This is a genomic window from Paenibacillus dakarensis (assembly GCF_001373415.1).
GTDB lineage: Bacteria > Bacillota > Bacilli > Paenibacillales > Paenibacillaceae > Paenibacillus_AQ > Paenibacillus_AQ dakarensis.
The window spans coordinates 17,325-37,286 of sequence record NZ_CDSE01000090.1 but is presented as its reverse complement, the minus strand read 5'-3'; the positions used below and the strand labels follow the sequence as shown (position 1 = coordinate 37,286).

Annotated in this window: 23 protein-coding genes and 1 tRNA gene; 2 read left to right on the top strand and 22 right to left on the bottom strand. The window is 44.4% G+C overall.

Features of this window, described 5'->3' with window-relative positions; translation table 11 throughout:
• Position 1: 1 nt before the first annotated feature.
• From rplI to rpsF, 16 genes are all read right to left on the bottom strand, one after another.
• On the bottom strand, positions 2 to 445 hold the full coding sequence (rplI, locus tag BN1234_RS19580) for a 50S ribosomal protein L9 (protein WP_054958320.1): 444 nt from the start codon (positions 443 to 445) through the stop codon (positions 2 to 4).
• Entirely contained in the window at positions 442 to 2,433 is a 1,992-nt protein-coding gene (locus BN1234_RS19575; RefSeq protein ID WP_054958319.1) for a DHH family phosphoesterase, read from the bottom strand. The genes rplI and BN1234_RS19575 overlap by 4 nt, the downstream gene beginning before the upstream one ends.
• Positions 2,434 to 2,443: 10 nt before the next feature.
• Positions 2,444 to 3,361, bottom strand: a complete 918-nt coding sequence (locus BN1234_RS19570) for a DUF2232 domain-containing protein (RefSeq protein ID WP_054958318.1) — start codon at positions 3,359 to 3,361, stop codon at positions 2,444 to 2,446.
• A gap of 6 nt (positions 3,362 to 3,367) precedes the next feature.
• Positions 3,368 to 3,679, bottom strand: a complete 312-nt coding sequence (locus tag BN1234_RS19565) for a MazG-like family protein (protein WP_054958317.1) — start codon at positions 3,677 to 3,679, stop codon at positions 3,368 to 3,370.
• 186 nt (positions 3,680 to 3,865) lie between these two features.
• Positions 3,866 to 4,291 (bottom strand): CBS domain-containing protein, encoded by a 426-nt coding sequence (locus BN1234_RS19560; RefSeq protein WP_054958316.1) that lies wholly within the window; start codon positions 4,289 to 4,291, stop codon positions 3,866 to 3,868.
• Positions 4,292 to 4,570: 279 nt separating this feature from the next.
• A complete protein-coding gene (locus BN1234_RS19555; protein WP_054958315.1) occupies positions 4,571 to 5,554 on the bottom strand; it encodes an LCP family protein in 984 nt (327 codons plus the stop codon).
• 306 nt (positions 5,555 to 5,860) lie between these two features.
• Entirely contained in the window at positions 5,861 to 6,793 is a 933-nt protein-coding gene (locus BN1234_RS19550) for a D-alanyl-D-alanine carboxypeptidase family protein (RefSeq protein ID WP_054958314.1), read from the bottom strand.
• 139 nt (positions 6,794 to 6,932) lie between these two features.
• Positions 6,933 to 7,898, bottom strand: coding sequence for an ABC transporter ATP-binding protein (locus BN1234_RS19545; RefSeq protein WP_054958313.1), 966 nt, complete (start codon positions 7,896 to 7,898; stop codon positions 6,933 to 6,935).
• A complete protein-coding gene (locus BN1234_RS19540; RefSeq protein ID WP_054958312.1) occupies positions 7,895 to 8,872 on the bottom strand; it encodes an ABC transporter ATP-binding protein in 978 nt (325 codons plus the stop codon). The genes BN1234_RS19545 and BN1234_RS19540 overlap by 4 nt, the downstream gene beginning before the upstream one ends.
• Before the next feature lie 11 nt (positions 8,873 to 8,883).
• Positions 8,884 to 9,780: an oligopeptide ABC transporter permease gene (gene opp4C, locus BN1234_RS19535; protein ID WP_170308088.1), complete on the bottom strand. Its 897-nt coding sequence runs from the start codon at positions 9,778 to 9,780 to the stop codon at positions 8,884 to 8,886.
• 39 nt (positions 9,781 to 9,819) lie between these two features.
• Positions 9,820 to 10,782 (bottom strand): ABC transporter permease, encoded by a 963-nt coding sequence (locus BN1234_RS19530; RefSeq protein ID WP_054958310.1) that lies wholly within the window; start codon positions 10,780 to 10,782, stop codon positions 9,820 to 9,822.
• Between the two features lie 66 nt (positions 10,783 to 10,848).
• The gene (locus BN1234_RS19525) at positions 10,849 to 12,618 is read right to left on the bottom strand and encodes an ABC transporter substrate-binding protein (protein ID WP_054958309.1); all 1,770 of its coding nucleotides are present in this window, start codon (positions 12,616 to 12,618) and stop codon (positions 10,849 to 10,851) included.
• A 648-nt stretch (positions 12,619 to 13,266) separates the two neighbouring features.
• Entirely contained in the window at positions 13,267 to 13,941 is a 675-nt protein-coding gene (locus tag BN1234_RS19520) for an SOS response-associated peptidase (protein WP_054958308.1), read from the bottom strand.
• A gap of 519 nt (positions 13,942 to 14,460) precedes the next feature.
• Positions 14,461 to 14,733: a 30S ribosomal protein S18 gene (gene rpsR, locus BN1234_RS19515; protein ID WP_006207333.1), complete on the bottom strand. Its 273-nt coding sequence runs from the start codon at positions 14,731 to 14,733 to the stop codon at positions 14,461 to 14,463.
• Between the two features lie 20 nt (positions 14,734 to 14,753).
• Positions 14,754 to 15,233, bottom strand: a complete 480-nt coding sequence (gene ssb, locus BN1234_RS19510; protein WP_054958307.1) for a single-stranded DNA-binding protein — start codon at positions 15,231 to 15,233, stop codon at positions 14,754 to 14,756.
• 45 nt (positions 15,234 to 15,278) lie between these two features.
• Positions 15,279 to 15,563, bottom strand: coding sequence for a 30S ribosomal protein S6 (gene rpsF, locus BN1234_RS19505; RefSeq protein WP_054958306.1), 285 nt, complete (start codon positions 15,561 to 15,563; stop codon positions 15,279 to 15,281).
• Positions 15,564 to 15,906: 343 nt separating this feature from the next.
• On the opposite strand from rpsF, the gene BN1234_RS19500 reads away from it, so the two are divergent.
• Complete coding sequence (locus BN1234_RS19500) at positions 15,907 to 16,101, top strand: YjzC family protein (protein ID WP_054958305.1); 195 nt, start codon at positions 15,907 to 15,909, stop codon at positions 16,099 to 16,101.
• A 394-nt stretch (positions 16,102 to 16,495) separates the two neighbouring features.
• Here the strand turns inward: BN1234_RS19500 and BN1234_RS19495 are convergent, their stop codons facing one another.
• The 5 genes from BN1234_RS19495 to BN1234_RS19475 form a co-directional block, all read right to left on the bottom strand.
• The gene (locus BN1234_RS19495) at positions 16,496 to 16,798 is read right to left on the bottom strand and encodes a hypothetical protein (RefSeq protein WP_054958304.1); all 303 of its coding nucleotides are present in this window, start codon (positions 16,796 to 16,798) and stop codon (positions 16,496 to 16,498) included.
• Between the two features lie 321 nt (positions 16,799 to 17,119).
• A tRNA-Ser gene (locus BN1234_RS19490) sits at positions 17,120 to 17,210 on the bottom strand.
• 71 nt (positions 17,211 to 17,281) lie between these two features.
• Positions 17,282 to 17,500, bottom strand: a complete 219-nt coding sequence (locus BN1234_RS19485) for a DUF951 domain-containing protein (protein ID WP_054958303.1) — start codon at positions 17,498 to 17,500, stop codon at positions 17,282 to 17,284.
• A gap of 81 nt (positions 17,501 to 17,581) precedes the next feature.
• The gene (locus BN1234_RS19480) at positions 17,582 to 18,463 is read right to left on the bottom strand and encodes a mechanosensitive ion channel family protein (protein WP_054958302.1); all 882 of its coding nucleotides are present in this window, start codon (positions 18,461 to 18,463) and stop codon (positions 17,582 to 17,584) included.
• Positions 18,464 to 18,486: 23 nt separating this feature from the next.
• Positions 18,487 to 18,726, bottom strand: coding sequence for a putative Se/S carrier protein (locus BN1234_RS19475; RefSeq protein ID WP_054958335.1), 240 nt, complete (start codon positions 18,724 to 18,726; stop codon positions 18,487 to 18,489).
• A gap of 158 nt (positions 18,727 to 18,884) precedes the next feature.
• Here BN1234_RS19475 and yyaC point away from each other — a divergent pair, with 158 nt between their 5' ends.
• Positions 18,885 to 19,490, top strand: a complete 606-nt coding sequence (yyaC, locus tag BN1234_RS19470) for a spore protease YyaC (protein ID WP_054958301.1) — start codon at positions 18,885 to 18,887, stop codon at positions 19,488 to 19,490.
• On the opposite strand, the gene BN1234_RS19465 is transcribed toward yyaC, so the two are convergent.
• A complete protein-coding gene (locus tag BN1234_RS19465) occupies positions 19,462 to 19,962 on the bottom strand; it encodes a DUF4446 family protein (RefSeq protein WP_054958300.1) in 501 nt (166 codons plus the stop codon). The two genes, yyaC and BN1234_RS19465, sit on opposite strands and share 29 nt — an antisense overlap.

The window sequence follows — 19,962 nt, the reverse complement described above, 5'->3', positions numbered from 1 at the left end:
TCTATTCCTCCGTGATTTGAACCTTGAGCGTTGCCTTTACTTCATGGTGAAGCTTTACAGGCACCTGTGTCACGCCTAAATGGCGGATCGGTTCGCTCAATTCAATTTTTCGTTTATCTATTTTAATATTCTGTGCAGCAAGAGCTTCTGCAATTTGCTTGCTTGTAATGGCACCGAACAGACGGCCGCCCTCTCCGGATTTAGCCTTCAAGGTCACGGTCATTTCTTCAAGCTGCTTGCCAAGAGCAACCGCATCTTCCTTCTCCTGCTGCTTGCGCTTTTGCTCGGATGCATTCTGCTGCTCTAGAGTTTTCATGTTACCTTCTGTAGCAGGACGAGCTACACCGCGCGGGAACAAGAAATTCTGTGCATATCCTTCAGATACTTCTTTAACCTGACCCTTCTTGCCTTGGCCCTTCATATCTTTAATAAAAATTACTTTCATTCAAATAACCCCTCTTTCGATTCAATGTCTGCGAGTACTTCCAGCAGCGCGGCTTCCGCTTCTTCCATTGTCATATCCAGCTGCACAGCGGCATTCGTTAAATGACCGCCGCCGCCCAGACGTTCCATGACAACCTGGACATTCATGCGGCCCATGGACCGCGCGCTAATTCCTATCTGACCGTCAGACCGTTCACCAATGACAAAGGAGGCCTGAACATCCGTCATATTTAACAGCATATCCGCCGCTTGGGCAATGAGCAGCTGAGGAATCTTATCCCCCTTGTGTGTCACTGCAAGTGCGATATGACCATATACCATTCTAGCATGTTTTACAATCTCAGCCTTAGCTATAAATTCTGTCAAATCTTCTTTTAACACCCGTTGAATCATCATCGTGTCCGCACCGTGCCGTCTAAGGAACCCTGCGGCTTCAAATGTCCGCGATCCGGTATGCAGCGCGTAATGCTTCGTGTCTACTGTAATGCCTGCCAAAAGCGCCGTAGCTTCCAGCGGAGACAATGACACCCTGTCATGTATATACTGAAGAACCTCCGTTACGAGCTCACAGGTCGAGGAAGCATACGGCTCCAAATATACAAGGACAGCATCATTTATAAATTCTTCTCCACGGCGATGATGATCGATCACGACTACCCGGCTCGCCTGTTTTACAAGACGCGGCTCCATTGTCATCGAAGCTTTATGCGTATCTACCACCACAAGCAGGGTATGCGGAGTCAGCATTTGCATGGCTTGTTCCGGCGAGATGAATCGACTCATTAAATTCTCGTCCTTCCGAACCTCATCCATAATTCGTTTTACCGACGGATTGATTCCCTCCAGCACGATATGAGCCTCAACATTATACAGCTGTGCAGCTTTTAGTACGCCGATTGAAGCTCCGATGACATCCATATCCGGCATTTTGTGTCCCATAATCACGACACGGTCACTTTCCTGCATGAGATCCCGCAGCGCATGCGAAATTACACGTGCACGTACCCGCGTTCTTTTCTCAACAGCGTTGGATTTTCCGCCATAAAAGGACAGCCGTTGTCCTGCTTTAACCGCAGCCTGATCGCCCCCGCGTCCCAGAGCCATGTCCAGACTGGACTGAGCCAGCTGTCCCAGCTCTGTAACGTCATCGGAACCAAATGCGAGACCTACACTCAAAGTCAGCGGCACCTTGAGCTCGGCGGTCATTTCCCTGACCTGATCCAGTATAACGAACCGGCTGTTCTCCAGTGCATCCAGAGCCTTCTTGTTCAGCATCATAAGATACCGTTCTGAAGAAAGTCTGCGTAAATAGACGTTGAACTCACGCGCCCAGTCGGTAACCTCACTGCTTACCTTGGCAATCAGCGCCGTCCGCTGCTGATCATCCATCCCCTGAGACGCTTCATCTACGTTATCTAACATCAGAATACCGATCGCCAGACGTTCTTCCTCATAACGCTTTCTAAGCACAACAAGCTCCGTAATTTCATCCAGATAAATAAGCCGCTCTTCCGGTATGATGGTAGCTCCGTAATATTGCTGATTATGGCTAATTTCCAAGCGTATTTCTTTCGGGCAGCCTTCTTTGGATTCCCGCTTCTCACGCATTACGTCTGTCAGTTGAGGAAACAGATCATGCAGCGGCACTCCGACCAAAGTCTGTTCAGGGAACATATCTACAATGAATTTGTTATGCCATTCAACGGTCTTATCCTCACTGTAAAGCACGATGCCAAATGGCAGAACGCTGACAGCTTCCCCTTCCACCCTGTGAATACGAAATGATAAGCCGCCGATATATTCCACCAGATCACTGCGGAATTTCATTTCAGCCCTTAGCATGACGTACCCGCTTGCAATAGCAAGCAGCACCCCCAGGATGCCGAGCCATGTATTATAAATAGATATACCAATGACAAGCAAAAGCACTAATGCAAACGCCCAGACGGTATGATAGCCGTGCCAGCGTTTCTGAAGAAATTTAGGCATGACTATCACCCTATCTTTTTTTATTACTAATGGATTGTCTTAGCGGGAACACCAGATCCAAAATACCGAGAATAATCATCGGCGGGAAAAACACGATCGGAATTGCCGCCAGGAATGGAACAATGGGATGCCATTTCTTCTCATGTGTTAAATAGAAGAAGAAACCGAGCGCCTGGATCATGAAGCATATCTGCAGCAGCGGCATCGCATTGAATACAATCATATCAACAAATCCGCTGCTTGAATCTTTACTGGCATAACTCATGATCATAACAATCAGGTAATACCAGATCAGCGACCGCGGCATTTTCCATTCACGGGCTTTCTTAAGTGCAGGCACAGAATACCCCATGCTGTTCAGAATTGGACGAGCCAATGCATGCGTAATGACGGTCATCAGGAAAGAACTGATAATAAGCGCAAATGGAATCATTTGCATTGTTCTCTCACTAAGTGCATCAAGCATCTCCGGAGTCCAGACCATCTGGCCTGCGATTCCGCTGTCTAATCCCATTTGTTCCAGCGGTGCTGTGGTCAGCTTCACGATCTCATCAACGTATGTTGAAAGATTAAGCTGAAAAAATGCCGTACCGATCATAAGAAGCAGCAGCATTTCTAAGAGAAATGTTGACATCCCCATTTTCAGAACGCGCATAGCCGGGGCCCGCTTCCGGTACCCATATCCCATAACGAGACCTGGAATTAAGAAATAAGCCCCCATCAGCACATATATCGGATGAATTATTCCAACAATCAGCCAGACGGGGAGAATGTGAAGAATAAACGATCTTACATTTTGTACCGTAAACAGAATTGCAACCGGCAGAACCAGCAGAAAAGCCGTCAATATCGAAAACGGTGTTAATAACGAAAGCAGCAGTAGCAAATAAATAACGCTCCAAACTACGGTTGTAAAGCGCTGTTTCAAATGTGTTCACCTCTTACGCAAATGTTCTTCTAGCGTGGAAATGTCTTGATACCAATCCTCCAGTTGATGTCCTTCCTGCCTATGCTTTTTCAACTTTTCAATCAAGAGATCATCCAAATCCCGATAAGACACGCCAAGCCTGCGGCCTAGTATGTAAGAACTCATCATCAGACTGGCCAGACTGTCGCCAACCTTTGCTGTGCTTCCTTCCCACAGCGCTTTGAACAATCGGGAAACGTTATCGACTACTTCGGTCTTCAGCCACTCAATTACTTTGGCGCGTTTAGCCACATCCAAATCCTTTGGCGTATTTGACAAGTCCCATCTCTCCCTGAAAAAGCTTTATTCTCCATTATAGCACAAATGCCTGACACCCACACTAATGCCCCCCGGTAGAGGACTGTCCCAATCTTCTCCGCAGAACAAGCCTGCTTCGCCAATAAAAGCGATGGCAGGCTGGTGTGTGAAATGCAAGGCAAATATTCCAGATGCTTAGGCTACCCCTCAAGAGCTTATTGTTTCCTCCCGGGACACGAATTTTTCGCAATATTCGATAATTTGACTCCGTCTGACGATCCCGATAAATCGGTTCATATCATCCACAACAGGTACGAAGTTTTGCACTTTAGCCAGATTGATTAAGTCTTCCATGTTGGATTCAATCGAAACTGGCTTGTTATTCATGCGAAGCGGAACATCTTTGAGCAGAAACTTTGAAGCATTCTCAAATGTAATCTTTCCATTTGAATTTTTCATGTACCACAATAAGTCACCTTCGGTCACCGTTCCGGCATATTGCCCGTTCTTATCCAGGACCGGCACCGCCGTGTAACGATGATACTCCATCCGCTCCAGTGTCTGCCGCAGCGTGGAATCCATCGTTAAACAGATAACCTCCTGTTTCGGCAGCAAAAAAAACGCGATATTCATAACTATGAATCCTCCTTATGAGCGTAAAGCATAAGACCCGTCAATTGAAACCACTTTCGTATATTAGATAGCTATGCTGTAAAACATGTACTTCATGAGCCGTTTTGCAAGCGCTTTATTAAATAATACGAATTCAACAGTGAATCGTTCCATAAAGGACACAAAATCAGCAGCCAGGCAAACCAGACTGCTGATTGATTAAGATTAATACTTTGCCTGATCCGGATATCCGGAGTCTATTTATATATTCAGAATTTTCAGAAATGATTGCACTTGGGATTACTGATTTGAACTGTCGGACTTCTCCGGCTTCATAAGCTGAGCCTCAGGAGTGTTCGGATCCATCCAGTTATCAATCATCTGCTGTGAAAACTTAACATCTTCTTCATCAGCATCATTGTAGTAAACACCATTCAGTCTCATGCCTTCACCCATAATCGTATAGCTTGTCATTTCCGGTTTGCCGCCGGTTAAAAGCTGCTTGGCTAAGTCAATAATAAACTTAGGCTGCATGTTTGTCTGGAAGTTATCTCCCATAATTTCGATCAATTCAGGCACTTTTCCGATCTGGTCAATCTGCATCAACCGCTTGGCCGCTGCATCCAGGAATACCTGCTGGCGCTTCGTCCGATTGAAATCACTATCTTCACGGTAGCGAACATAGTTGAGTGCCTCTTCACCGGAATAGATCGGTTTGTTCGCTTTTATGGTGAATTTCTCATGGTCCTTACCTTTGTTCACAATATCCTTCCCGATAGGCAGCTCTACACCGCCCATAGCGTCAACGACATCCTTTAAACCCTGGAAGTTAACGGAAGCATAATAATCAATCTCCTCATCAAGGAAGGCTTCCATTGTGTCTTTAGCCATCTCATGACCACCAAAAGCAAATGCGTGGGTGATCTTGTCTTTTTTGCCTTTCCCCACAATATCCACGTAGGTATCACGAGGTACAGAAACGAGCAGAACATTCGATTCTTTCGGACGAACTACCGCAAGGATCATCGTGTCCGAACGGGATGGCTCATCTTTCCGTTGATCACTCCCAAGCAGCAGGACACTAAACGGCTTGCTTTGAAGTACAACAGGCTCAGGTGCCTGGTCACCCTTCAGCGGTTTATAAGTCTTCTCAAGTGAATTTTCAACCTTCTCAGACATAAATAAATCGAATGCAAGTACGGCAAGCTGTGCACGGAAGAGATAACCGAGGCCTCCCACCAGTATCACTGCAGCCAATGTAATATATAATATTTTCCTTTTCATGAATTGGATTCCTTCTTTTTTTATAAAATAAAAGCATATTTATATGAGGTAAACCATGGATAGCAGAAGTAACTGCTGCCTGTTAGCTCGCCTCCTTTCTTTATTAAACGGTTAAACGTACTCCTGACGCATAACCGAGTCCTGTTTCATACACAGGGGGAGAAGCAGCACATGGTCTATTGTAAACCAGACGAATGCTTTCTGTGAAGAGCTAGGTAACTGTTCAATAAAACTATCAATTTTTGTTAAACTCTTAATGAGAATTTTAGATTTATAGGATATAAAAAAAGAGCCGCTAAGAGGTCCCTATACATGGAACCAGGCACTCAGCCGCCCTTTTAAAGATATCGTCCTGGAAAATCCATAATCAAACAACTTCCGAGTCTCCTCAAATCGCGCCTCCGTGCTCTTCGTACCCATGACAACAGCGATAAGACGCTTCCCGCCCTTCTGCGCCGTTCCCGTAAAGCAGTAACCCGCTTTCTCCGTAAAGCCTGTCTTCAAGCCGTCTGTTCCTTCATAGGAGTAGGGACCAGCAAGTGAAGGAAGCATCCAGTTCGTATTGCTTAAATACAAGTCCCGCCCTTTCAGCTTCATCTGTGTTTTACTCGATGTATTTAGAATTTCAGGATGATTATGAATCAGATGGGCCGCAAGCCTCGCCGTATCTTCGGCTGTCATGCGTGTCTCCCGGTTTGGATCCGTGGCTTCTTCTTCACTTTCTTCTGCCTCCAGCCCAGAAGCATTAACGAAATACGATTGGCTGGAAAGCCGGATCTCCTTAGCCTTCTGATTCATTCGTCTTACAAAGGCCTCTTCCGTACCGGCAAAATGTTCCGCAAGTGCCACAGCTGCATCATTAGCCGAATAAACAGTCATGCTCTGGAACAGCTCTTTTACCGTGAGTGTTTCCCCTTCCTTGAGCGATAAGCGCACGCCACCAACCTGGCTGGCATTTTCGCTGATCGTCACCTTATCTCCCCAGCTATGGAGTCCTGCTTTAATTTCATCCATAATAATCAGTTCCGTCATCAGCTTTGGCATATTGGCAGGAGGTAACGGCACATCACCATTCTGATCCAATAAGATCTGGCCTGTAGTTAAATCCATCAGCACCACTGCGAGTGCATCCACTTCCGGTTTCATTGCGAATCGTTCCACGTATCTTGTCATTCCTAAAGTTACAGAGATGATCATCACTACGCACATAACAAACCAAATCCAACGATTTTTTATCATATGTATGCCCTCCATCTTATTAGACGGTTTAAAGGGCCATTTGGTCTGCATTTTTTCAAAAAAAATTTTTATTTTCCAATAAAAAACAGCGAACAGGTGTCACCTGCCGCTGTTATAATCGTTTTTCATTATTAGTAAATTACGCATAATGACATGCTACAAAATGATTGTCGCCCATATTGCGATATTCCGGCACCTGCTGCTTGCACAAATCCGTCGCTAATGGACAGCGAGTATGGAACTTACAGCCTGATGGCGGATTCGCCGGGCTTGGAATATCGCCCTTCAGAACGATTCGATCACGCTTGTAAAGCGGGTCCGGCACTGGCACTGCGGATAAAAGAGCCTTGGTATAAGGATGAAGCGGATTACGGAACAGCTCCTCCTTCGGCGCCATCTCCACCATAGAACCCAGATACATAACACCGATCCGGTCACAGAGATGCTCGACAACACTAAGATCATGAGAAATGAACAGATATGTGAGCTGCTTCTCTCTCTGCAGATCGCTGAGCAGATTAATAATCTGAGCTTGAATAGATACGTCAAGAGCCGAAACCGGCTCATCCGCAACGATGAACTCCGGGTTCATAATCAGGGCCCGGGCAATACCGATACGCTGGCGCTGTCCACCTGAGAATTCATGCGGGAACCGGTCATAATGATAATCGGCCAGGCCACAAATTTTCAAGGTTTCGATCACACGCTCTTTAAGCTCCTTACGACTCACTAAACCGTGGTCAAGCAGGGCTTCACCAATCGCTTCACCAATCTTGATTCTCGGATTCAATGAGCTGAACGGATCTTGAAAGACAATCTGCATTTTTTTACGCATTCCGCGCATTTGTGATTTGGATAAATCATGAATATCTTGTCCATTAAATATGACATTTCCATCCGTTTTCTCAAGCAGACGGAGGATAGTCCGGCCAATTGTGCTCTTACCGCAGCCGGATTCTCCAACGAGTCCGAAGGATTCACCGCGATTAATCGAAAAGCTTACACCGTCAACAGCCTTTACGTTACCAACGGTCCGTTGAAATACCCCGCCTCTAACGGGGAAATATTTCTTCAGATCGTTTACTTCGATCAGTGCTTGACTCATTTCTGTTTACCCTCCTCTTCATACAGCCAGCATGCGACCTTATGGCCATCTGGGTCGAGGCCAAGCGGAGGTTCTTTCTCAGTGCATATCTTCATGCAAAATTCGCATCTGTCGTGGAAATGGCAGTTGTTACCGAGTTCAATCGGATTAGGTACTTGCCCCGGTATGGAATACAAGCGGTCCTGTTTCTGGTTTATGACTGGTTTAGCCTTTAAAAGGCCCTTGGTGTACGGATGCTTTGGGTTCTGGAACAGCTCAATCACAGGAGCCTCTTCAATCACTTTACCGGCATACATAACAACTACATAATCGGCCATTTCCGCTACGACACCAAGGTCATGCGTTATTAGCATTATCGAAGTATTGAACTTCTTCTTAATATCACGCATCAAGTCCAGAATTTGTGCCTGAATCGTAACATCAAGTGCTGTGGTTGGCTCATCGGCGACGATCAATTTTGGATTACAGCTTAGAGCAATCGCAATCATGATCCGCTGCCGCATTCCGCCGCTCAGCTCATGCGGATAGGAATCGTAAATTTTCTCTGCGCGCGGAATTCCAACCAGATTGATGAGCTCAATCGCACGAGTCCGTGCTTCTTTACGCGTTACCAGCTGATGCAGCATGATCGGTTCAACGATCTGCTCTCCAATCGTAAGCACCGGGTTTAGCGATGACATCGGCTCCTGAAAGATCATCGCAATCTCGTTGCCTCTGATCATACTTATATCCCGTTTATTCATTTGGAGAAGGTCTTTTCCTTCAAACAGAATTTCCCCTCCAACAGGAGGTACCTCAAGCAAACGCATGAGTGACATTGCCGTCACACTTTTTCCGCAACCGGATTCACCAACTACGCACAGCGTCTCGCCTTCACGAATGGTAAAGCTGACATCGTCAACGGCTTTCACTGTACCTGCGGAGGTATGAAAATGCGTTTTTAAATTGCGGAATTCAACTAAATCTTTTGCCATTGTCGCATCTCCTACTTCTTCATTTTAGGGTCAAGTGCGTCGCGAAGCCCGTCCCCGATCAGATTGATCGCTACAACGGTTATCAATATACACAAACCTGGCGGGATCCACAGCCACGGTCTCTCGCGGAAGTCAATCAGACTGTTCGCGGAAGAAATCATGTTCCCCCATGACGGAGTTGGTGGTATAACGCCAACACCCAGGAAGCTTAGTGCTGATTCAGAGATAATGGCAGAAGCCACACCGAGCGTTGCAGTGACAATTATAATAGGAACGGTATTTGGCATCAGGTGGCGGAAAATTTTGCGACGATCCCGAAGACCGAGCGCTTCCGTAGCTTGCATGAACTCCTGTTCACGCAGCGTCAGGATTTGACCGCGTACGAGACGGGCGATCGTCGTCCACCCCAGAATACCGAGAATGAGCATCAAGAAATATATCCGATCCTTCGGGTCAACCTTTAAGTCAGATAAAATGGCACCCAGAATGATCAGGATTGGCAATGACGGCAGTGACATAAAGATATCAGCGGCACGCATAATAATCGTATCTGTAAACTTGCGGTAGAAACCTGCCAAAGCGCCCAATGTACCGCCAATAATCAGGGAAATGCCTGTTGCTACTAAACCAACGGTTAGAGATATCCGGCCAGCAAGCATGAGACGAAGCAGGACATCCCGTCCAAGCTTATCCGTACCAAGCCAGTGATCAGCACTCGGTGAAGCATTCTTGTTTTTGACATCGTACTGCTCAAGCTCATATGGCGATATCATCGGTCCAAAAATACAGAACAACGCCATAATAACCAATATAAAAAGTCCGATAACGGCCAGTCGGTTACGGGTGAATCGGCGAATTGCGATTCTCCACGGGGAGTCCGGCTGCTTGGCTGGGACTTGTGTATTCATATCAAGAGGTGCAGCCTCCAGGGACAATATAATCTCCTCCTACTTTAAACGGATTCTTGGATCTGCGGCTCCGTACAGTACGTCGGAAATCAGGTTTCCGATCAATGTCAGAACAGCCAGGAAAATGGTGAAGCCGAGCAAAAACGGATAGTCGCGAACGCTGATTGATTCCAGGTAAACCTGACCAATACCTGGCCATATAAATACCTTTTCCAGGATGATGGCACCGCCGAACAATGCCGGCAATTCAAATCCCATCAGTGTAATGGCAGGCAGCATCGCATTGCGGAGCGCGTGTTTGAAAATAACCTTGCGCTCATTCAATCCCTTAGCCCGTGCGGTTCTAATATAATCCTGACGGATAACTTCCAGCATGCTTGTCCGGAAATAACGAGTCAAGCTACCTGTACTGAGCATGGTTAGAACGAGGACTGGCATGAAGGCATGTTCTGCAACATCCAAAATATATCCGAGTCCTGTTGCTTTTGAGCCGGCTGTCGTCATACCGCCGACAGGGAACCAACCCAATTCCAGCGCAAATACTTTGATAAGTAAGAGACCGATAAAGAATGAAGGTAGAGACATACACAAAAAGACGAGCAAGGTCACTATTTTATCAAATAGTGAATATTGGAACTTGGCCGAGAAGACCCCGGCGAACACAGCTATAATCCAACTGAGAATCAAACTGATAAAAGCGATGAGAAATGAATTCCATACATAGTTACCAATAACCTTGGTAACCGGCTGTTTATGTTGGAGGGAATCCCCCATATTTCCTGTAACCATGTGTCCAGCCCATGTCAAATAGCGTTCTACAGGCGGCTTGTCTAAACCGTAAATAGCCCGAAGTTCGGCTTTTTTCTCAGCCGTCATACTCGGACTGTTCTTTGCGGTGATATAATCACCTGGCACCATAGCGGATATGGCAAAGACAAGTATGGATATCCCGATCATGGTCGGGATCATCTGCAGCAGCCTCCGGATAATGTACTGCTTCATAATATTCCTCCCGGCGTATAAGTGGATATGCCCAGCTCGAGTGAGCTGAGCATATCTTTCCTGATGTTATTGTTGAAGTTCAACTTGATAGAGACTCAGAGTGAAGTCTTTATAAGCTGTAATATCGAATCCTTTTACGCGGCTGTTGATTGCCCAAGCATCACGTCTTTGGTAAAGGAACAGGTTAGGCAGGTCTTTGTTCATTTCTTGGTACATTTGCTTGTAGATGTCTTTACGTGCTTCAACATCCAGCGTCACTTTACCTTTTCTCATGAGTTCATCAACCGTTTTGTTGGAATAACCTGTGTCATTCTGTGCACCTTTAGTGATGTATACGGTGTTATCTGGATCTGCAGTCAAGCCCCATGCAGCGAAGAACATTTCAAACTCGCCTCTGTCCTTCTTATCCATAATTGCGTTGAAATCAAGCGTCTCAGCTTTAACTTCAATACCTAAATCTTTGTAGTTAGAAGACATGATTGGAAGTAACGCTTCTACAACCGGGTTATCTGCTGTTGCAGAGAAATCGATGGTAAACTTCTCGCCGTTCTTCTCACGAATGCCGTCAGCACCGGCAACCCAGCCTGCTTCATCAAGAAGCTGCTTAGCTTTTTCTGGATCGAAATCATAAGGCTCGATGTTCTCATCTGTGAAAGCCCAAGATACGCTGGACTCTGGAATGTTAAGCGGGTTAGCGTATCTACCATAGATCGCTTCAACAGTATCAGCACGGTTCAAGCCGTACATCAGAGCTTGGCGAACCTTTTGATCTTTGAACTTATCAAGATTGTGGTTAAATGCGATATAACCATAACCGTTTGTTGGGAAGATGTTGAGGTCGAGGAAGCCAAGTGACTTCACTTCTTCCACATTGTCTTCACTTACACTAATCATATCCATATCAATTTCGCCGGATTGCAGCATTGGAAGTCTTGTTTCTTCTGTTGTCGTTTTGAGAACAACGTTTTGGACTTTTGGTGCGCCTTTGAAATAGTTAGGGTTAGCTTCAAGTACCACTTCTTGACCTGGAGAGAACTTTTTCAAGATATATGGACCGCTGCCCAGTGGCTTGTCATGCAATGTTTTCAAGGAATCCATGCTTCCTCTTTTGAAATCCTTACCGTAGTAGTGCTCAGGAAGGAAAGCAACCTCTCCCAAATAATCACGAGTAAGAGCTGTAGCTTCGCTTACTTTAATTTCAACGGTTTGATCATCAATGACTTTAACACCGGAAATTTCGTCCGTTTTACCGTCATAATACTCTTGACCGCCTACAATTTTCATAGACATGATGTCGGATTCGCCATCATACGTTGGATCGTGCAGAACTTTAAGAGCGAACACGTAGTCTTTAACCGTCATCGGCGTTCCGTCCGAATAAGTCACGCCTGGCTTCAGCTTAAACGTATACGTCAAGCCATCCTCGGAAACCTCAGCGCTTTCAGCCAAGCTTTCCGTGTATGTTCCGTCACCGGACACTTGCAAGAACGTATCGAAGATAATATCCGCAACCCATTTGTCATAAGAAGTTTGCCAGAAGAGTGGGTTGAACACACCTTTTGGTGATGTCGTACCAATGATCAGCGTATCCTTACGATCTAAAGCTGTTTGTGGATTTGCTGATGGATCTTGAGCTTCGAAATAACCTTGGCTATCATCTTCACCTTCACCTGCAGGAGGAGCTTCTTCTTTATCTTTGCCCTCTTCCTTGCTAGGAGTTTGTTGACCTGCTTCTTCCCCTTGTTTTGGCTCTTCAGCCTTGCCGCCGGAACATGCTGCCAAGACAGAGATGGCAAGCAACATGATTACCAGCAATAGCGACATTCTTTTCTTCATGCTAATCCTCCTTCTAAAAATGTTCTTGCATATAAATTATTAGGACAATTTAGAAATTATCCTTAAATAATTACAGATGGATGAATCTAGGATGTATGCAGCATGCTGTAATAGGCTGGTAGTCTGCCAATAAATATACCATTGGTCAATTAGTACCAAAATGTTTAGCAATATCTTCTTGTAAGTAAAATTAATGTTATGATACGTGTAAAAATAGGTGACGTCAATTACTTTTTCATATTTTCCTCAAAAAATATGTTTGCTAATAGCCGTTTGCGGTTAAATTAATGAGTTATCTTAGAAATAATTACGGATATTTTTTGTAGAATTAATGGTAAAACTGTTTTGACTTTTATGTTATTTCCATAAATATTCATGATCAGAGGCAAAAAAACATTTTATATGTTAGGAAACATAACATTAATACTGGTTATTTTGTCGCATGATCGCTTTCCTGCATTAAAATAACGACTCTAGGTCATATTGAGGGGAAGAAGTCTGACTTCATATCTTCTCTTTATGCTTAACTAACTTATTTCATGTAATGTTATTTAATGATTCCATACAAAAAAAAACAACCCGATGATAGATCGGATTGTTTATGAACTGCAGAAACCTGCTCAAATAATGCAAACTTTTATTCTTATGCTACAAATTTTTAACCCAGGCTAATTTAAGATCCATCTCTTCTATACACTGCTCATGGTCATGATCATCATTGGCTACCATAGGTGTAACAGGATAAATTCTCATGGCCTCCGTGTGGGTTTTGAGTAATGGCTGCAGATTGTTTAGGCCTTTTGTCTCCGGGTTCAGCCAGGTCTCTATATCCTCTTCCGATAAGATTGCTGGCATGCGCTCCTCAAACTCCCGAATAAATATATTTGCTTCAGTCATGAGCATGGTACAGGTTACGATCTTCTCACCACTGGCATCCCGCCAAGTCTCATACAACCCTGCAACTCCGAACAGCTTATGGTTTGGTGATACTACCCTGACAGCATAACTCTTCTTCCCTACCGTTCTCCAGTAGTAAAATCCGTTGCTTGGAATGATACATCTCTGAGTGTCCATTATTTTTCGGTAGGTTGGGTTTTGATCCACTGAATACAGATTCGCATTTACTGCATCTCTTCCCCAGTATGGAACCATTCCCCACCGGAGCTCATCAAGCACCTTCTCTCCCTGATCATGAAGTATAACGGGGGTATTTTGCGTAGGGCTAATGTTGTACCGGTTTTTATAATAGTACATTACTCTGCTAATCCCGAAATGCCTGCTAATCTCATCTATTCCAGCGGACATGGAAAACCGTCTGCACATCATCAATCCCTCCTTTTCCTTATCGTTTGGATAAATGAGGAATTTTATGCATAATAGTTTGTTTCCTGAGAGCGGACATGTGTTCATCAGATTATGTAGGACATAAATGAGCTAGACTGTATTCAGGTATTCTTGTTTCTACATTAACTTATTGTATGTCTTATCTGAGAGGACAACTTCTCTTCTGCTTTTCTATTTTTTGCTGGCATTCAGATAGAGTTATTCTCCATAATATTGGTCGCTATATAAATAGGAAGAAATTCTTTACCGAATTGAAAAATGCTTCTTACGTTACGCCATCAAAAATATTTGTTATGTAGTTTACGCATGGACACCATCCATATACAGGAGACAATCTTATCTATCCGTACGTGTATATATCGACGTTTTATCCATGATTCACAGTTTAATAATGTGCGTGTAGGGTGGACGATGTTTTAGCCACTGATTCAAGAGTATCCTACTCATACAAAAAAAACAGCCCAGCCTTTTCAGGCTGAGCTGCTTTCGATCTACAGACTACTCTGTAGTATATGGAAGCAATGCGATTTGACGGGAGCGTTTGATCGCAATCGTCAAGGCACGCTGATATTTTGCACTAGTTCCAGTCACACGACGTGGCAAAATTTTGCCGCGCTCGCTGATGAACTTCTTGAGCAAATCAGTATCTTTATAGTCAATGTGAGTAATTTTGTTTACAGTGAAGAAACAAACTTTACGACGCTTGTTACGGCCACCACGGCGTGCTGGGCGCTTGTCGTTATCTCCGCCTTCTCTTTGCTTAAAAGCCATGCTTTGTCAGTCCTTCCTTATTAAAATGGCAAATCATCATCCGAAATATCGATCGGTTTTCCTTCGTCAGAAAAAGGATCCTGATTGTTGCGCGAGTAATTGTTGTTTCCACGGTTTCCGCTGCTGCTTCCTCCGCTAAACGATGATTCCTCACGATTTCCGCCGCCTCCGCTGCTATCACGGTTCGATTCCAAGAAACGGACATTATCAGCAATAACTTCAGTCACGTATACACGTTTACCTTCGTTATTCTCATAATTCCGCACTTGAATGCGTCCTTCCACAGCCGTCAGACGGCCTTTACGCAGATAGTTGGCACACGTTTCAGCAAGCTGTCTCCAAGTAACGACCGGAATAAAATCCGCTTCGCGTTCCCCGCCTTGTGCGGTAAACGGACGATCTACAGCAAGCGTAAACTGTGTAACCGCTACTCCTGCTGGCGTATAACGCAGCTCTGGATCCCGGGTTAGCCGGCCGATCAAAATAACACGGTTCAACAATCTAATCCTCTCCTTAGAACGAATTCATTACAAAATCCCTCGGTCTTAGGCTACGTCATTCGTAATGAGATAACGAATTACTTCGTCAGAAATCTTCATGAGACGCTCAAGCTCAGCGATAACTTCAGGTGTACCATTGAAGTTTACCAGAACGAACACGCCATCACGGAATTTCTTGATCTCATACGCAAGACGGCGTTTACCCATTACGTCGTGCTTTGTAATTTCTCCGCCGTTGGAGATGATGCCTTGGAATTTTTCGACTGTAGCTTGAACAGCTTCTTGCTCAAGGTCTGGACGAATAATGTACATCACTTCATATTTGCGCATATCTTTCACCTCCTTATGGACTTCGGCCCCTAATCAACGTTAGGAGCAAGGAACGAGCGTAAACTCGCACCATAACAATATACCAGAACGGGTGATCGGATGCAAGTTTTGATATTAATCAAAATAAAACAATTCTTCATTTTTTTATCCCGTACCATTTTTAAAATCTAATCCACTTCCCTCACGCCTTCTCCTGTTACTGATGTTCATATCCTCTCCATAATGTGCACAGTCACCTGTACCGGGTTTAGCCTTCTCTTCCGCCCTTTCCCTGCCATGTTTCCGGACATTGAAGCACACCCTAGAGAGGCAGTTCATTTTAAGCGGAGGAGGATTCTGAACAATGGGTGAACGCAGTGAGTTCCATAGTGGAGAAAAGGCTCCAAACAATGGTGTGTATATCGAAGTCGGCGTACGTGACCACATTATGGGGATTGAAGACCCCCAACAAGTAAAGTTAAGACGTGGAGATCCATTTCCTGATAATACGAACGATGACAGGGTATGGGTAAATAAACGCCGGGTACAGCCAAAGTAAATAAATTCATGCAAAATCAGTCCTTTTATAATCCCGTAAGAATAGCTTTCCCCATCATATATGGTTAAACCAATTCCCAGGTTCAAAAAAAAAATGAAACTCACATGTATAACAATTCGAATATGGAGCATATTATGATTAGGCGGTGCAATGAGAGAGGTGTGGTTCCGTTGGACAACGCAGCTGAATTACCGATAGGGTCTTACTTTGCACGGGTAGCAAGCGGAGGGAATTAGCAACGAGCTTGACCATTACGGACAAGTAAATGGCTGACAGACCAACATTCTTGCGATTGTGTTAGCTTGAGATTCTAATTCACAACACCGCCTAACCAGTGAAGGGCCCGAAAGGGTCCTTCTTTTTTCTTATCTATATGCAATATGAAGCCTTGATTTTAATTAAGATCCTTCAAGATCTCATGTAGATTTGAATCAACGAAAAAACCTTTATAAAGCACATTCCCACTACTTTTAAAAAACGGAACTTTTGTAGTAACTTCATCTTGGCCTTGAAAGATAAGCAAGCATTCTGGGCCCTTTTCGAAAACCATTCGTTCTGCACTTTCACGTTTAGAGCTATTCATTCTATTTATGATTTGTTCAATGATATCCTTATCTCTAATTGTAATTTTCAATTTTTCGGACTTATGAATATCTTCATATACTTGCACGGACTGAAACTCACCTTCCATTAACATGTCATTATTTGCTCCAGTACAGGATGTGCTTGCTAGTCCCAAGCAAATAATAATGACGGCAATCATAGCTTTATGCAGCGTAATCACTCCCTTTTACATAAAGCGCAGTTAATCCAAAATAAGTTACATGTCGATCACCCTCAACTCTGATCCGCGAACGCGAATAAATAAAAAACACCCCCTACGCGATAATCACGTAGAGGGTGTATCCGAATCAGTAAGGTGCTTAGGACTTAGCCAGCACATTACCGTATGTATTTCGATCAGCCTTGAATCACGTATCGTACTAAAAACCGTATAACAGCGGGCTTTAACGATAGGTGGCGGAAAGGGTGGGATTCGAACCCACGCACGCCTTGCGACGCCTAGCTGATTTCGAGTCAGCCCCCTTGGGCCTCTTGGGTACCTTTCCGCAGCAATAGTGATTATAACATGCCTACGTAACCAGGTCAATACTTCTGCTATCACCTGGCCTGTTGGAAGTTATCCCTGAACAATTTCATCATCAACTGCTGCTGATCTCAATACCTTCTTCATGTTTTTCTCGAACTTCGCACGCGGGATGAGCACGCTGTGCTGACATCGTGTACACTTTATCCGGATATCCATCCCCATACGAATGATCTCCATTTCGTTATTACCGCAGGGATGGGGCTTTTTCATTTGAACTATATCCCCCAATTGAAATACCTTGCGTTCCATGCCTGCTCCCCCTTCGCATTCACATCGATTATATTGATATCTATTCTATGCATTTCAGAGCAGTCTAACAAGTTATATCTTTCATCCTTGGGATGATTGGCGTAATTCCTCTGCTTCCATAGCCTGTTTGATATCCTTTAATATTTCACGTTCCGTAACTTCCCTTGCATTCGGGTGACATTCAGCTGCGATACGCACTACATATTCGGAGGTTGTTAAAGATTGAATTCCAAGCACTTCAGGGTCCTGCATTAATTCAGGACGACGCTGTGATATTCCTTTCAATGCTCTTTGTATAAGTGCTATGGTCTCGTTGACACGCTTCTCATTCTTAACCGGCAAGTCTACAAGTGCAAGTGAATTCGATACAGAGTAATTCGTTACACTCGTTATTAATCCGTTAGGAATGATATAGGTTTCTCCATTCAGCCCTCTGATCCGGGTTGTACGAAGCCCTATAATCTCCACTGTACCTCTGAATTCCCCGCTCTTAATAACATCGCCTACAGCAAACTGATCCTCGAGTATAATAAAAAATCCAGTTATTACATCTTTCACCAAGCTTTGTGCACCAAAACCGACTGCCAGACCAAGCACACCCGCACTCGCAAGCAGAGGCCCCAGCTTGAAGTTAAACTCGGCTAAAATAATTAATATCATAATAAAATTGCATACAAAAGACGTAATATTCTTAAGCAGCTCACCAACGGTAGTAAATCGCCGCGGATTCATGCTGATTCTACTTTTCTCTTGCCTTAACAGGAATTGATCTATCATTTTATAAACAATTCGTATAATGATACGCGTCAATAGGAATATAGCCAGAATTCGAATCGCAGCTGTTGCTACACCCATCCACATATCAACATTGGTTATCCAATTCCAAAACTCTTCACTCAACTGAAATGCTCCTTCCACTGCTTCTTCCGCTTTCTCCGGTATGCCTTCATCAGATTCACTCACAGTATAAACCTCCCAAACTTGCTTTAGATGCTTATATATATCATGTTGTCGTCCCGCATAAATATGCCCCGGATCTCAACCCTCTCCTGAGTGATGATATCTTGAACCTCATTTAACGCGGCAGGCGGGAACTGAATTGATAATGCACAGCCTGCTGTAATCTCTTTTGGCGTTGGAAACAGATCTATTTCGATCTCCGCGTATTCCAGAAGCATCTCAGTCCTCAGTGCCTGCTGAGTGGAATCAAAAGCGATCAGCATCATACCTGACACATTACATTCCTCCATTATCTCTTCATACTCCTGTACCCTTGCTTCAATCTATCAATGAATAGTTTATGTTCATTTGCCCTTCGGGAAGTATAAAAACCTCCATTCGTCCATATACTGATACTATCATTCGCAGACGAAAGGAAGATTCTATGAGCCGCTTATCCAAACAAACCTCCCAGCAGGAGTTTTCAAGCTTAAAAATACCACATACGGATCCCGAAATCCATTCTGCTATTGTTCATCGTCTGCTCTATCATCTGTCTTCAGGCGTGAAGCACCGCCCTTTAATTATTGTGTGTATTGGTACAGACCGTTCAACCGGTGATTGCCTTGGCCCGCTCGTCGGCACGTCTCTCTCACGTTACAACAGCTCGCTTTTTCATTTATATGGAACACTGGATGAACCGGTCCATGCGATGAATTTAAAAGAAAAGCTGGCTATGATTTACGAACAGTATGAGAACCCTTTTATTATTGGAATTGATGCTTGTCTCGGCCAGTCTGCCAGTGTGGGCTCTATTCAAGTATCTGAAGGCCCTCTTCGTCCTGGTGCAGGGGTACATAAAGAATTACCGCCGGTTGGCGATATCCATGTTACAGGCATCGTCAATGTCGGCGGCTTTATGGAGTACTTCGTATTACAAAACACACGTTTGAGTCTTGTCATGCGTTTATCTGATATTATTGCAAACAGCCTATTCTCTGCCATGAAGGAATGGAATCGTTCTATCCTTCTTTCAGCGCAAGATCTATAGCCTTTCTTTCCTCCGGGGACAATGAATGCTTCGATTCACTTTTTTCGAGCGGTTTAGCATAGACGAATGAGCTTTCACGATTATATAATCCGGTGAGCACAAGTCCATCACCTTCATCACTTACAATGGCAATTGAAAAGCTCAGATCATTTCCCCGTTCTCCAAAAGCATTATAGCGTACAATACCCGTCTTCGTCTTCACCCTCTTTAAGGTATCAACAGCCTGGTTGAGACGAGAGCGCTGACTTCCTTGTTCCTCTTCGATTGCATCCATTTGTATTTTCAGATTGAGGAGCAGTGTCTCCAAATCTTCCACTCCAGTGCCGGCCATCATTGTATCATATTTGCGTCGCATTTTACGCAGCTTGCTGCCCTGTACAATTACGGTCATCCACAGGATCAAGATCAGGGCAACCATCCCGACAACAAACCAATGAATTTGCTCCATGATCAATTCATTTAATTCAGACAT

Bases quoted from the DNA above. Each gene is read 5' to 3' on its own strand.
- yyaC (WP_054958301.1), top strand. From the start codon at position 18,885: ATGAGCCGCTTATCCAAACAAACCTCCCAGCAGGAGTTTTCAAGCTTA.
- BN1234_RS19545 (WP_054958313.1), bottom strand. From the start codon at position 7,898: ATGAGTCAAGCACTGATCGAAGTAAACGATCTGAAGAAATATTTCCCC.
- BN1234_RS19525 (WP_054958309.1), bottom strand. From the start codon at position 12,618: ATGAAGAAAAGAATGTCGCTATTGCTGGTAATCATGTTGCTTGCCATC.
- rpsR (WP_006207333.1), bottom strand. From the start codon at position 14,733: ATGGCTTTTAAGCAAAGAGAAGGCGGAGATAACGACAAGCGCCCAGCA.
- BN1234_RS19465 (WP_054958300.1), bottom strand. From the start codon at position 19,962: ATGTCTGAATTAAATGAATTGATCATGGAGCAAATTCATTGGTTTGTT.
- opp4C (WP_170308088.1), bottom strand. From the start codon at position 9,780: ATGAATACACAAGTCCCAGCCAAGCAGCCGGACTCCCCGTGGAGAATC.
- rplI (WP_054958320.1), bottom strand. From the start codon at position 445: ATGAAAGTAATTTTTATTAAAGATATGAAGGGCCAAGGCAAGAAGGGT.
- BN1234_RS19555 (WP_054958315.1), bottom strand. From the start codon at position 5,554: ATGAAAAGGAAAATATTATATATTACATTGGCTGCAGTGATACTGGTG.
- BN1234_RS19560 (WP_054958316.1), bottom strand. From the start codon at position 4,291: ATGAATATCGCGTTTTTTTTGCTGCCGAAACAGGAGGTTATCTGTTTA.
- BN1234_RS19475 (WP_054958335.1), bottom strand. From the start codon at position 18,726: ATGATGCTGATCGCTTTTGATTCCACTCAGCAGGCACTGAGGACTGAG.
- BN1234_RS19520 (WP_054958308.1), bottom strand. From the start codon at position 13,941: ATGTGCAGACGGTTTTCCATGTCCGCTGGAATAGATGAGATTAGCAGG.
- BN1234_RS19550 (WP_054958314.1), bottom strand. From the start codon at position 6,793: ATGATAAAAAATCGTTGGATTTGGTTTGTTATGTGCGTAGTGATGATC.
- BN1234_RS19485 (WP_054958303.1), bottom strand. From the start codon at position 17,500: ATGGAACGCAAGGTATTTCAATTGGGGGATATAGTTCAAATGAAAAAG.
- BN1234_RS19575 (WP_054958319.1), bottom strand. From the start codon at position 2,433: ATGCCTAAATTTCTTCAGAAACGCTGGCACGGCTATCATACCGTCTGG.
- rpsF (WP_054958306.1), bottom strand. From the start codon at position 15,563: ATGCGCAAATATGAAGTGATGTACATTATTCGTCCAGACCTTGAGCAA.
- BN1234_RS19540 (WP_054958312.1), bottom strand. From the start codon at position 8,872: ATGGCAAAAGATTTAGTTGAATTCCGCAATTTAAAAACGCATTTTCAT.
- BN1234_RS19530 (WP_054958310.1), bottom strand. From the start codon at position 10,782: ATGAAGCAGTACATTATCCGGAGGCTGCTGCAGATGATCCCGACCATG.
- BN1234_RS19500 (WP_054958305.1), top strand. From the start codon at position 15,907: ATGGGTGAACGCAGTGAGTTCCATAGTGGAGAAAAGGCTCCAAACAAT.
- BN1234_RS19495 (WP_054958304.1), bottom strand. From the start codon at position 16,798: ATGTTAATGGAAGGTGAGTTTCAGTCCGTGCAAGTATATGAAGATATT.